The 12,550-nt window shown below is 61.9% G+C and carries 13 protein-coding genes; 5 read left to right on the top strand and 8 right to left on the bottom strand.

What is annotated here, in order from left to right:
* Positions 1 to 44: 44 nt before the first annotated feature.
* From AC1965_RS02135 to AC1965_RS02125, 3 genes are read left to right on the top strand one after another with little or no spacing between them, the layout of a single operon-like run.
* Positions 45 to 695, top strand: a complete 651-nt coding sequence (locus AC1965_RS02135) for a histidine phosphatase family protein (protein WP_483885663.1) — start codon at positions 45 to 47, stop codon at positions 693 to 695.
* Positions 696 to 716: 21 nt separating this feature from the next.
* Positions 717 to 1,337: a glutathione S-transferase family protein gene (locus AC1965_RS02130; protein WP_483885662.1), complete on the top strand. Its 621-nt coding sequence runs from the start codon at positions 717 to 719 to the stop codon at positions 1,335 to 1,337.
* Position 1,338: 1 nt separating this feature from the next.
* Positions 1,339 to 2,391: a saccharopine dehydrogenase gene (locus tag AC1965_RS02125; RefSeq protein ID WP_483885661.1), complete on the top strand. Its 1,053-nt coding sequence runs from the start codon at positions 1,339 to 1,341 to the stop codon at positions 2,389 to 2,391.
* A gap of 1 nt (position 2,392) precedes the next feature.
* On the opposite strand, the gene AC1965_RS02120 is transcribed toward AC1965_RS02125, so the two are convergent.
* The 5 genes from AC1965_RS02120 to AC1965_RS02100 are packed head-to-tail and all read right to left on the bottom strand — an operon-like array spanning position 2,393 to position 7,002.
* Positions 2,393 to 3,124, bottom strand: a complete 732-nt coding sequence (locus tag AC1965_RS02120; RefSeq protein WP_483885660.1) for an SDR family NAD(P)-dependent oxidoreductase — start codon at positions 3,122 to 3,124, stop codon at positions 2,393 to 2,395.
* The gene (locus AC1965_RS02115; RefSeq protein WP_483885659.1) at positions 3,121 to 3,687 is read right to left on the bottom strand and encodes a DUF3833 family protein; all 567 of its coding nucleotides are present in this window, start codon (positions 3,685 to 3,687) and stop codon (positions 3,121 to 3,123) included. Before AC1965_RS02115 ends, AC1965_RS02120 begins: the two co-directional genes overlap by 4 nt.
* On the bottom strand, positions 3,684 to 4,919 hold the full coding sequence (locus tag AC1965_RS02110) for an MFS transporter (RefSeq protein ID WP_483886964.1): 1,236 nt from the start codon (positions 4,917 to 4,919) through the stop codon (positions 3,684 to 3,686). The genes AC1965_RS02115 and AC1965_RS02110 overlap by 4 nt, the downstream gene beginning before the upstream one ends.
* The gene (locus tag AC1965_RS02105) at positions 4,916 to 5,677 is read right to left on the bottom strand and encodes a DUF1365 domain-containing protein (RefSeq protein ID WP_483885658.1); all 762 of its coding nucleotides are present in this window, start codon (positions 5,675 to 5,677) and stop codon (positions 4,916 to 4,918) included. The genes AC1965_RS02110 and AC1965_RS02105 overlap by 4 nt, the downstream gene beginning before the upstream one ends.
* Positions 5,674 to 7,002 (bottom strand): NAD(P)/FAD-dependent oxidoreductase, encoded by a 1,329-nt coding sequence (locus AC1965_RS02100; RefSeq protein WP_483886963.1) that lies wholly within the window; start codon positions 7,000 to 7,002, stop codon positions 5,674 to 5,676. Before AC1965_RS02100 ends, AC1965_RS02105 begins: the two co-directional genes overlap by 4 nt.
* A gap of 267 nt (positions 7,003 to 7,269) precedes the next feature.
* Here AC1965_RS02100 and AC1965_RS02095 point away from each other — a divergent pair, with 267 nt between their 5' ends.
* Entirely contained in the window at positions 7,270 to 7,788 is a 519-nt protein-coding gene (locus AC1965_RS02095; RefSeq protein ID WP_483886962.1) for a sigma-70 family RNA polymerase sigma factor, read from the top strand.
* Positions 7,785 to 8,426: a ChrR family anti-sigma-E factor gene (locus tag AC1965_RS02090; RefSeq protein ID WP_483885657.1), complete on the top strand. Its 642-nt coding sequence runs from the start codon at positions 7,785 to 7,787 to the stop codon at positions 8,424 to 8,426. Before AC1965_RS02095 ends, AC1965_RS02090 begins: the two co-directional genes overlap by 4 nt.
* Here the strand turns inward: AC1965_RS02090 and AC1965_RS02085 are convergent.
* Genes AC1965_RS02085 through mutL form a run of 3 tightly spaced genes read right to left on the bottom strand, consistent with a single transcriptional unit; the run spans position 8,423 to position 12,538 of the window.
* Positions 8,423 to 9,439: a pyridoxal-phosphate dependent enzyme gene (locus AC1965_RS02085; protein WP_483885656.1), complete on the bottom strand. Its 1,017-nt coding sequence runs from the start codon at positions 9,437 to 9,439 to the stop codon at positions 8,423 to 8,425. The two genes, AC1965_RS02090 and AC1965_RS02085, sit on opposite strands and share 4 nt — an antisense overlap.
* A gap of 1 nt (position 9,440) precedes the next feature.
* Positions 9,441 to 10,682, bottom strand: coding sequence for a DNA recombination protein RmuC (locus AC1965_RS02080; RefSeq protein WP_483885655.1), 1,242 nt, complete (start codon positions 10,680 to 10,682; stop codon positions 9,441 to 9,443).
* On the bottom strand, positions 10,682 to 12,538 hold the full coding sequence (gene mutL, locus AC1965_RS02075) for a DNA mismatch repair endonuclease MutL (RefSeq protein WP_483885654.1): 1,857 nt from the start codon (positions 12,536 to 12,538) through the stop codon (positions 10,682 to 10,684). The genes AC1965_RS02080 and mutL overlap by 1 nt, the downstream gene beginning before the upstream one ends.
* Positions 12,539 to 12,550 lie beyond the last annotated feature (12 nt).

Genomic DNA, 12,550 nt, shown 5'->3' with positions numbered 1-12,550 from the left:
AGCCGTCCTGCCCTATCACTTGGTCAACCAACAAAAGCGCGCTCATGTCCCACATTACCCTTATCCGCCACGGCCAAGCGAACTCCACCGCCAAGGACGAACTCAGTTATGACCGGCTCAGCCCGCTGGGCCACGATCAAGCTGCCTGGCTGGGCGAGCATCTGCGCCACAGCGAAACCCATCATACACGGCTTTATACCGGCACGCTGACCCGCCATATCGAGACCGCAGAAGGGATGGACACCGGCCTGACCCCGATACGTGACGCGCGGCTGAACGAACTGGAATATTTCACCCTCGCAGGGCTGCTTGAACAGCAACACCGCATCCCTTTCCCCCAGCCCGGCGGCTTTGCCCAGCACCTGCCGCAGGTCTTCGACTATTGGAAAGCGGGCAAGATCACCGACACGCCTGAAAGCTACACGCAGTTTGAGGATCGCGTGCAATCCGCCCTGCACGAGATTGCGGATGGCGATGGTCCGGCGCTGGTTGTGACCTCTGGTGGTCTGATTTCGATGGTGATGGCGCAGGCGATGGGGCTGGGCATTCCTGCGATGTCCCGCCTGGCGCTGGCGATTGTGCATACCTCAATGCACCGGCTTTTTCCCATCGACGGCCATTGGTCGCCGGTGCTGTTCAACGCGGTCCCGCACCTTGACACGCCTGACCGGCGCCCTGCCCAGACTCACATGTAATCTTTGCAAAAGGCCCCCGCCATGCTGAAACTTTACTACGCTCCCGGCACCATCTCCGTCGCTGTCGCCCTGACCCTGGAAGAAGCCGGTCTGCCTTATGATCCAATCAAGGTCGATTTCGCCAACGCCGCCCAGACCAAGCCCGAGTATCTCGCCATCAACCCCAAGGGCCGTGTGCCCGCGCTGGTGACCGAGGCAGGCAATGTCCTGACCGAAACCGGCGCGCTGCTCGATTACATCGCGGCGCTGGCGCCACAGGCCGGCCTGATCCCGGCCAACCCCGACGCGGCCGCCCATATGCGCGGCGTGATGTATTATCTTGCCTCCACCATGCATGTGGCCCACGCCCACAAGATGCGCGGCCACCGCTGGGCCGATCAACAATCCAGCTATGATGACATGAAAGCCAAGGTGCCGCAAACCGTCGCGGCCTGCGCAACTTACGTGTCCAGCAACTGCCTGCGTGGCGACTATGCGCTGGGCGACGCGTTTTCGCTGGCTGACCCCTATCTCTTTGTGGTCTGCAACTGGATCGAAGGCGACGGCGTGCCGCGCGCCGATTTCCCCGCCATCGACGCCTTTCTGAACCGTATGGAGCAACGCCCCAGCGTCAAGGCGATCCGCGAAAAAGGAATGTTGTGACATGACCCACCTGTGGCTGCGCGCCGAACAACGCGACAATGAATCCCGTACCGGGCTGACACCCGAAGGGGCCGCGCGGCTGATTGCTGCCGACATTGCGGTCACCGTCGAAGAAAGCGATACCCGCGCCATTGCCATCTCCGATTACGCCGATGCGGGCTGTACCATTGTCCCGGAGCACAGCTGGCCGGACGCGCCACGTGATGCCGTGATCTTTGGCCTAAAGGAACTTCCCGACAACGGCACGGCGCTGCCGCATACCCACATCATGTTCGGTCACGCGTTCAAGGGCCAATCCGCCGGGCAAATCCTGCTCAAGCGATTCAAGGCGGGCGGCGGCAGCTTGCTCGACCTCGAATACCTGACCAATGCCGAGGGTCGGCGTGTTGCGGCCTTTGGCTATTGGGCTGGGTTCGCCGGGGCCGCCGTGGCGCTGAAATGCCGCATCGCACAGCTGCGCGGCGAGATTTGCGGCCCGCTGCACCCCTACAAAAACGCCGAGGCGCTCAAGGCGGAACTGATGGCCGAACTGGCACAGGTGGATGCCGCTCAGGACACCGCGCTGATCATCGGCGCGCTTGGGCGCGTTGGCACCGGGGCGGGTGACCTCTGCCGTGCGATGAACATTCCCGTCACCGGCTGGGACATGGCCGAAACCGCGCATGGCGGCCCCTTCCCGGAAATCCTTGCTCACACCTATTTCTTCAACTGCATTCTGGCCGGGCCAACCACCCCCGCCTTCGTGCGCCCCGACGCCCCCACAGCACCCCGCGCCCTGCGCGTGGTCGGTGATATCGCCTGCGATCCTGACAGCGATTTCAATCCCGTGCAGATTTATGACCAAACCACCACCTGGGCCGCCCCTGCCCTGCGGGTGCATGACGACCCGGTGCTGGACCTGACCGCCATCGACAATCTGCCCTCAATGCTGCCGCTCGAAAGCTCGCTTGATTTTGCTGGGCAACTGCTGCCGACCCTGCGCGATCTGCCAAAGGACAGTGATGTATGGAAACGCGCCCGCGCGCTGTTCCAACAGCATGTGGCGCAGGTTTGACCTAGCCGAACAGCCGGTAGTACGCCCAATCCGGCAGAAACTGCGCCGCGCGGAACAACAGCGAAAATCCCCAGGGGAAGTTCCGTTTGAACCCGTCCCCGGACATATGTTCAAACACCAACTGCGCGGCCTTTTCCGGCGTCATCAGAAAAGGCATCTTGAAATCATTTTTGTCGGTCAGCTGAGTCTTGATAAAGCCCGGATTGATCACCTGGACCTGCACACCCGTCTTGCGTAGATCGGCGTACATGCATTCCGCCAGCGACAGCGTCGCCGCCTTGGACGCCGTATAGCCGATAGAGCGTGGCAACCCGCGATAGGCGGTCAGGCTAGAGGTAATAACGATGTGCCCCGCGTCACGCGCCACCATCGTTGGCACGACCTGCCCAAGGACCCGCACCAACCCGGTAAAGTTCACGTCGGCCATCGTCACCGCATGCCCCGGCTGCCAATCCGCTGCACCAAACGGCCAATAGGCCCCGGCCAGATAGACGATACCATCAACCTGCCCCACCGCCTCGGCTGCGGCGGCAACGCTGGCGTCGTCCTGAACATCCAGAACATGATACTTGGCCCGCCCCGGCAACCCTGCGACCACCGCGGCCAGCTTGTCCTCGGACCGCGCCGATAGGATCACCTCTGCCCCCGCCGCGCTTAACCGGGCGGCCAATGCCGCACCCAGCCCATCGCTGGCCCCGATTAACCAATACCGTTTACCTGACCACTCTTTCACATCGTATCCTTCGGCCTGATTGTTGCCACCAACTCTGCCACCTTGAAACCGAACTTGCGAAACTGACTGCGGTTCACGATTGTCCCGTCCGGCGTCAGGTACATCCAGTCCACGGTGTCCAGCACATGCCCGCCCAATTCCTTGGGCAGCCTTATCCGGTAGCGCAGTTGCACGGTCGGCCCGGCCTGCACGCCCATGCCTTTGCCCACAACATCGGGCGCGGTGCATGTGAAATGCCCCTCCCGGCCCATGACAACCGTCCACTGCCGGGTTTGGCGCGTACCGTTGTTGTACCGAAACTCTTCGTCGATAACGGCGGTCCTGTCGTCCCAGGCCACATTGAATTGCGCGACAAAGGTGCTGGTGACCCGCCCCACCGGGCCAAAGATGACACCTTCGCACACCATCTTGCCACGCAACCGCTCTTGCAGATCGAGTTGCGGGAAGGCGTCGATGTAGTCTTCGGGCTTTTGGCCATGAAATTCGGCCAGCCGCCGCCGCGCCACCATCAGCAGCACGGCGATGACAAAGCCAATTGCAATTAAAATAATCTGTTCTGTCACGTCGTCCCCCCGTCCCTCGCCCGTAAGAGCAAGGCAATTGCCAGAAGTTTCAGCACACAGGGTAAACCGGCGTAGAACCAGATCAACAGTATCACAGCATCTGTTGCGCTGGCTTCGGGCGCGCTTTGTAACCCCGCGCGTTCCAATGCAGGAAGTAGGACGATTGCCGCCAAAGCCAATGTCATTTTAGAAACGAAGGACCAAAGCCCGAAACCTTCGGCCGCTGTGGGCGCGATTTTTGCCATACGTGCGGCAAACATCGCGGGCAGCAAAGTCAGGTCCGCGCCCAGTACGGCCCCCGATGCGACACAGACCACCGCGAACAGCCACGCATCCCCAGCACCAAGAAACAGCGCACCGCCAAAAGCCACGATCCCAAGACACATCGCCACCAGCAGCACAGGGCGCGGGCCATGCCGTTCCGCCAGCGCGCCCCAGACAGGCGCCGCCCCCGCCGCGGACAGAAAGAACAGCAACAACAGTGGCCCTTCCCAGCCCGGCGCCTCCAGCGCGATGTCGACATAGAACAGAAACAGCGTCGAACTGACGGCGACAGGGGCGGCGTTGACCAACGCGATCAGCAGCAACTGCCGCGCCTGAGCATCGCGCAAGACGGTGCCAAATCCTGTGGCCGCTGGCAGGCCCGCATCGCGCCACTCGCCCGCCATCGCCGCCGTTGCGCCCAACGTCAGTGCGGCAAAACCAACCGCAAAACCGGCAAAGGGCGCGCCCATCCACAGGCCCAGCAGCACCGGCGCCACCGATGCCACACAGACACCCAACAGCGCCCCGGTTTCGCGCCAGCGCGCCACGCGCAGATGCCCCGCGCCACCCGGCAGTCTATCCGCCTTGGCCACACCTTGAGCGTAGAAGCAGATGGTCAGAAAACTGAACCCTGAAAATACCAGCGCGAGCATCGTCGCAAACCAAACCACCGGCGCAACCGGCGGGGCTACCGCGAACAGCCCCAACATAGCAAAAGCCATCACCGTTGCCGCGACCCCGACCGCCAAACCCCGCACGGTCCGCAAGGCTTCGGCCAAGCGGCCCAGCAACGGGTCCTGCACCACATCCAGCAGCCGCAGCCCGAACAGCACGGACCCAAGCGCCGCCAGCGACACGCCGTATTCATCGACATAAAATTTCGGCGCATGAATGTAGATCGGCAGCCCTGCCGCCGCCAAAAGCGCCGCAAAAAGCGCATAAGCCGGAAGTCGGGCAGCCCCGGTCATCCGCCCGATACGTCCTGTGCGGGCGGCACAGGCCGCGTCCGAAATGCAGCGCGTTTCAGCCACAGCTTGAACGCCTGCCAATGGATCAATGCCATCACCCGCCGCGCCCCCAAGGGGCGGCGCAGCATCGCCCAGAGGATGCCGCGATTGGTCAACGGCACGCGCGGACCCGTCAGTGTCGCGATTACACCGTCTTGCCCATGGGTAAAATCAATCCAGATGCCGACCCGTTCGGCGCTGATATCGAACCGAAACACATAGCTGCCTGCCACATCCTGAAACGGCGAGACATGCATTACCTTAGCCGCCGTCAGCCGGTCCTGCGGTGTGATTTCACGCAGATCGGGATGGTGGCACAAATAGGAATGTCGGTCGCCATAGGTATTTGTCACCTCGGCAATCACCGCGATCAGCGCCGCATCATCGCGCCGACACAACCAGAAACTGACAGGGTTGAACACATAGCCCAGAACACGCGGTTGCGCCAAAAGCTCGATCTTGGCCACGCCCGTGATGTGATGCGCCGCCAGTACGTCACGCACCCACGCCGCCCCACGCCCCTGCCCAGGCGCGCCACCATGATCGCTGTCGTGTAATGATGTTAGGCCCGCCCGGTTGCGACCAAACAGGGCCTTGCCTCTCACTAGCGCCTCGGCATCGCACAGCACATAGTCTACCGAATAGCGAAACTTGTTCTGCACCGCGCCCTTGCGGCCATGAAAGGTCTGGCCGCGAATATGATCAATGCCCGCCGTCACTCCGCCGCCAGGGCCAGCCCGCGCGCGCCGGTCAGCCCCCGGACCACATCAACGGCACTTGCCAGCCCGTCCTCGTGGAAACCGTTGCGCATCCACGCGCCACAGAACCATGTGTTGCGGTCTCCGTTAAACACCTTGATCTCCTCCTGCGCCGCCAGCGCACCCAGATCGTAGACCGGGTGGCGCAGCGTAACTTGATCATAGATCAATTCCTCGCGTATCGAGCGTTTGCTGTTCAGTGTCACAAAATGCAGATCGTCCTGCGGTATTGGTTGCAGTGAATTCATCCAATAGGTCAGGTCGATCCGGTCGGATTTGTTATCACGATCCTCGGTATAGACCCAAGACGCCCAGGTCGCTCGGCGCTTGGGCATGATGCTTGTGTCGGCATGCAGCGTGATGTCGTTGGGCTGGTAATTGATCGCCCCCAATGCGCGCTGTTCCTGTGGGGAGGCATCGGCCAGCAGCGCCAGTGTGTCGTCGGAATGGGTGGCAAAGATCACCTCGTCAAAGGTTTCCCATTCCCCTCCCCAGGCGCGCACCTCTACCCCCAGTGCCGTGCGCCGAACCGCCTGCACCGGCGCATTGACGCGCAGGGTCACCCCCGCACCGACCAACGCTGCCTCGACCCGGTCAACATACTGCCGTGACCCGCCCTTGACGGTGTACCACTGATGCTGGCCCGAATAATTTAACAAGGCATGGTTTTCAAAGAAATTGACCATCGCATGGGCCGGGAAATCCATGATCTTTTCCGTCGGCGTAGACCAGATTGCACCCGACAGGGGCGACAGATAGAAATCGCGGAAATAGCTGCCGGTTCCCAATACCTTGAGGAATTCGCCGATGGTCAGCGACGGGTCGCGCGCCACGTTCAGCGCGTTTTTGTTGAAATGCACGATGTCGCGCAGCATCCGAATGAACGGCGGGCTGAACATGTTGCGCCGCTGGGCAAAGACCGCGTTAAAGTTGGTAAGGGCGTATTCCAGACGCCCGCCATCAATCGACGCACCAAAACTCATGTTAGACGGCACCACCGGCACGTCCAACTCGGCAAAAAGCGCCGCAAGATGTGGATAATTTGCATAGTTGAACACGATGAACCCGGTATCTACGGGCTGATCCCCATTCTTGCCCGCAATCACTGTGCGCGCATGGCCGCCCAACTTCGCGCCAGCCTCGAACACCGTCACCTGATGCGTGGGTGCGAGCATATGCGCCGCCCCCATACCAGATATCCCGCCGCCAATAACCGCAACACGGCGTTGTTCGGGATTTGACGGGATATTGACGGCAGGTCGCTGCGGCAAAGTTTCGATTGGCATGGTAAAAGATGTTCCCGTCATTGCTCTTGTTGCAGTGAATACGCGGCAACCACGCAAATGGACCAAAAAGAGTTTCAGAAAATTAGTGATCCATCGCGTGCCCCGCCACGTATGACCTGCATGAACAGCTTGATTGCCACATTGCATTCCCGCCCCGCCCCCGGCACGTTATGCCTGACGCGGGCATCGGCCCCGCGTCTAAAGGTCGTATCGGGGCAGCAGCACGTGACACAAAGCGGCAAGAGCAGTGACCCAGACTGGGCGCAGATGATGGTAAAGGTACGCGACAGCAGTGACCGTACCGCCTTTGCCGCGCTCTTCGGCCATTTCGCGCCGCGGATCAAAGGTTTCCTGATCAATTCAGGCACCGATGCCACCAGCGCCGAGGAATGCGCGCAGGATGTCATGGCAACAGTCTGGCAAAAGGCGGCGCAGTTTGACCCCACCCGCGCCTCGGTCGCGACCTGGATTTTCACCATCGCGCGCAACCGCCGCATCGACATGATCCGCCGCCAGCGCCGCCCCGAACCCGAAGACCTGCCCTGGGGCCCCGAGCCGGAACCGGATCAGGCGGATGTGCTGGGCCTGCAACAAGAAAGCGACCAATTGACCGCAGCCCTCGCCGCCTTGCCGGAAAAGCAGCGCCGCCTGATAGAACAGGCCTATTTTGGTGGTTTGACCCAGGCCGAGATTTCCCAGATCACCGGCCTGCCCCTTGGCACTATAAAATCTCGTATCCGGTTGGCGCTTGACCGTCTGCGCCACGCCATGAAGGGCCAGCTATGACCATCAAACACCACCTCGATGATGCCACGCTGATGGCCTATGCCGCAGGCAGCCTGCCTGAGGCGTTTAACCTGATAATCGCGGCACATGTCTCGCTTTGTGATGCCTGCCGCGCCGGGCTGCACAGCTTTGAGGCTGTTGGCGGTGCGCTGCTCGACGACGTTGCCACCGCCCCGATGGACGACGACAGCCTTGCACGGACCCTCGCCAAGCTAGAGCGCCTCCCCAAAGATACCACGCCATCGTCCAGACCACGCGGTGTACTGCCCGGCCCGGTGCAGCATTACGTCGGTGGCGATCTTGACGCCGTGCGCTGGCGGCCCGTCGGCATGGGCGTGAAACAGGCGATCCTTCCCACATCGCGCGATGCCTCTGCGCGGTTGCTGTATATTCCGGCAGGCGTGGCGATGCCCGACCACAGCCACGGCGGCATGGAACTGACGCTGGTCCTTCAGGGGGCATTCATGGATGAGGACGACCACTTTGCCCGTGGCGATATCGAGACGGCCGACGCCAGCGTGACGCACACCCCCACCGCCGCACCGGGGCAGGATTGCATCTGCCTTGCCGTCACCGACGCGCCCCTGCGGTTTCAGGGCTGGCTGCCCCGGCTGGTGCAGAAATTCGTGCGGATCTAACCGCCGATCAAGGCGGGCAGCGCTCCCTGCCCGCGTGTAAGCAATTTCAGATAGGTTTGCGTGTCGATATTGGCCCCGCAGACCACGACGCCCACACAGCGCCCGGCCAGACGCGCCCTGAGCGGGCCCAAGGCACCCGCCATTGCGGCGCCGGCAGCAGGTTCCACTGCCAACTTGCCCTCTTGCTGCAAGACCACCATGCCGGCGCAAATCAGATCATCGCTGATCGTGACCACATCATCGACATACGCATAGCACAACGCATGTCCGAAAGGCAGCGCCATCGGCGGTCCCAAACTGTCGGCCACGGTATTCACCTGCGAAATCGTCACGGGTGCTCCTGCGGCCAGACTTTGCGACATGCTGTCAGCCCCCTCCGGCTCGACCCCGTAGACAAGGCAGCTTGGGTTGATCGACTTGACCGCGGCGGCGATGCCGCTGATCAGACCACCACCGCCGACCGAGACGACCACCGCTTCAAGTTCCGGCACCTGAGCCAGAAATTCCAGCCCTATACCCGCCGTGCCCAGCGAGGTGTTCAACCCCTCGAAAGGATGCACAAAGGCGCGGCCTTCGTCGCGCACCAGACGCTCTGCTTCGGCAAAGGTTTCGGCGCCCGGCGGTTTCATAATGACATCGGCCCCGGTCGCGCGGGCCAGCGTGACGCGGTAAGGGCTCGCGTTGGACTGCATCACGACCTTCGCGGAAACCCCCAGCTTGGCCGCTGCCCAGCCTGCCGCAATGGCATGGTTGCCCGCACTTGCCGCCGTGATCCCGCGTTCGCGCTGCGAGGCGTCTAGATGACGCACAACCGACAGCGCACCACGCGCCTTGAAGGTGCCGCTATGCTGAAAACACTCTAGTTTCAGGGATACACGCGCGCCCTCAAGTGCGGCCTCTACGACCGGCGATTGCAGCGCGACGACAGGTGTGTGCACCAGATCACCCCGCAGTTCCGCCAGACGTTCGCGCATCGCTTCCAGCGTCATGCCGGTGATGTCTACGTCCCTCATCTCAGCCATTCCCTTCGGGCTTCCCTATAGGAACAATAGCGTCGGTTTTGTCTTCTGCCAGTTCTTCGAAATCAAAATTATGTAATCTACCAGCACGCTTTGCCGCTTTTTCACTACTGACTTTGATTTCCTCGACGTCCTTGCGGGCCTGGTTAAAGTGCCGGTCCAGATTGCCCACCCGCACGACCAGACGTTCCACGTCTTTGTTCAAGTTTCCCAATTCCTTACGGATTGCCCCCGCCTGTTCGCGCATCCGCGCGTCCTTGAGGATGGCACGCATGGTGTTCAGCGTTGCCATGCAGGTGGTTGGGCTGACGATCCAGACCCGTTTGTCGAACCCCTCGCGCACCAGTTCAGGGAAATTCGCATGCAACTCGGCATAGACGGCCTCGGACGGCAGGAACATCAGCGCCCCATCGGCGGTTTCGCCTTCGATGATGTATTTCTCTGAAATCGCATTGATATGCACCCGCACCGCCACTTTCATCTGCGCCGCGGCGGCTTTGATCTCAAAATCCGTCTTGGCGCGGCGCAGCGCCTCGTAGGCCTCCAGCGGGAATTTACTGTCGATGACAATGGGGCCGGGGGGATTGGGCAGATGGATCAGGCAATCGGGCCGTTTGCCGTTGGTCAGCGTCGCCTGCAACGAATAGCTGTCGCTCGGCAGCGCCTTTGACACGATATCTCGCAGCTGAATTTCGCCAAATGACCCGCGCGTTTGTTTGTTGCTCAGGATGTCCTGCAACGACAACACGTCGCTCGACAGTTTGGTGATGTTGTCCTGCGCCTTGTCGATCGACGCCAGCCGTTCCTGCAACTGGGTCAGGCTGGTGGTGGTCTGCTTGGATGATCCGTGCAGGGTTTCCGTCATACGTTCCTGCATGTCGGACAGCGACCGGGCAGAGCGCGCCGCGTTATCCGCCAGACGGTCCTGCATTTGCTGCTGCACATGGGCCAGACGCGTTTCCATGCTCTGGATCATCTGGGCCTGCGCGTTGGACTGGGTGTCTGATACGGTCTGCAATCCCCCGCGCAACTGCTCTTGGCCTGCGCCCAACTGCTGCACATGGCCGCCCAATATCTGCATCTGCTGCGCCAACGGGGCGGCCATCCGCGCCGAACGGCCCGCCGCGCGCACGGCCATGATCAGCAGAATGAAAAACAACAAAAGCACCAGCGCAGCCGCGAGGCCCGCCAGCACCCAAGGGTTGCTGAGATCGTAAACCGTACCATCAATGAGCATTAAGTGCGTCCGAACAGCCGTTCAATATCGGCCAATTTGAGTTCTACATATGTGGGCCGCCCATGGTTGCATTGGCCGGAATGGGGCGTTGCCTCCATTTCGCGCAGCAGGGCGTTCATCTCTTCGGCACGCATCCAGCGGCCTGACCGGATCGAGCCATGGCAGGCCACACGGCTCAGGATCGCCTCGATCTTGGCCTGCACAATGTTGCTGCTGTTCTGATCGGCCAGTTCGTCCAGCACGTCCAGCAGCAGCGCGCGCGCGTTGACCGTGCCAAGGATTGCCGGGGTTTCGCGCACCGCCACGGCGCTGCCGCCAAAGGCTTCGATGCTCAGCCCCAGCCGCGCCAGATCGTCGGCCACATCCAGCAGCCGCGCACAGTCGCCCGCCGACAGATCAACAATCTCGGGGATCAGCAACGCCTGCGCGGCAATCCCGGTGTCAGCCATCTGGCGTTTGAGCTTTTCGTAAACCAAACGCTCATGCGCGGCGTGCTGATCAACGATCACCATGCCAGTCGCGGTCTGTGCGATGATATAATTCTCGTGCACTTGGCCCCGCGCGGTGCCCAGCGGGTAATCGGGGGCGTCGGCTTCGGGTTCTGCCTGCGGTGTGGGTGTGCCCTCAACACGCCCCCACATGCCAGCAGTTTCGGCAAACCCCGGCGCCTGCGCCTGATGTGCGGCAAAACGCGCGCCAGCGCTGGGTCGGTCCATCTGATACACCCGCGCGCCCACAGGCTCCGGCTGCATCGCGCCCAAAGTTGCCTGCGCCACAGTGGTTGATGCGCGGTGCCCTGCTTCGGCCAGCGCGTGCCGCAGGGCGGAAACGATCAGCCCGCGCGCCAATCCCGGATCACGAAACCGGACCTCGGATTTGGCGGGATGCACGTTCACGTCGACCAGCGTCGGTTCGCAGTCGAGGAACAGCGCCGCCGCCGGATGACGGTCACGGCTGAGAAAATCAAAATAGGCCCCACGCAACGCCCCGACCAACAGCTTGTCGCGCACCGGGCGGCCGTTCACAAAAAGATACTGCGCCACGGCAGAGCCGCGCGAATAGGTCGGAAGCGCGGCAAAGCCCGTCAGGTGCAGACCGTCGCGCGTGGCATCAATCGGCAGCGCATTTTCGGCGAATTCGCGGCCCAGCACCTGTGCCAGACGGCCATGCAGCGCGTCGAACAGATCGCCCTGTTCTGCCTCGGCGCGAAACACATCGCGCCCACCACTATCACGCCCCGCCCCATCACCCGATACATCGCGCAGCACAAAACGCACAAAAGGTTCGGCCATCGCCAACCGTTTGATGACATCACCAATCGCCTGCGCCTCAGCCCGGTCCGTGCGCAGAAATTTCAGCCGCGCGGGTGTGGCGAAAAACATGTCGCGCAGGGTCACGATGGTGCCACTGTTCAGCGCGGCGGGCCGTACCCGCCCGATCTGGCCGCCATCAACGCTCACCTCGGCGCCCGCATGGCCCGGTGCGCGGCTGGTGATCGTCAGTCGCCCGACCGCCCCCAATGACGGTAGCGCCTCCCCCCGAAAGCCGAAGGTGTGGATGTTCAACAGGTCAGATCCGTCGATTTTAGACGTGGCGTGGCGTGACATGGCCAGCGGCAAATCCTCGGGTGCGATGCCACAGCCATCATCTGTGACGCGGATCATCGTCTTGCCGCCGTCGGCATATTCGACCGTGATGCGTCGCGCACCCGCGTCGATGGCGTTTTCGACCAGTTCCTTCACAGCAGAGGCCGGACGCTCAAGCACTTCGCCAGCGGCGATGCGGTTGATTGCGCCTTCGTCCAATTGGCGGATAACCGGGCGATTTTCGCTTATATTGGGGTTTGGGATAGCCATAACGCAAAACCT

The organism is Sulfitobacter sp. KMM 9851, from assembly GCF_057178245.1.
The sequence above is the reverse complement of the archived record's forward strand: the minus strand, read 5'-3'. Positions and strand labels throughout refer to the sequence as shown.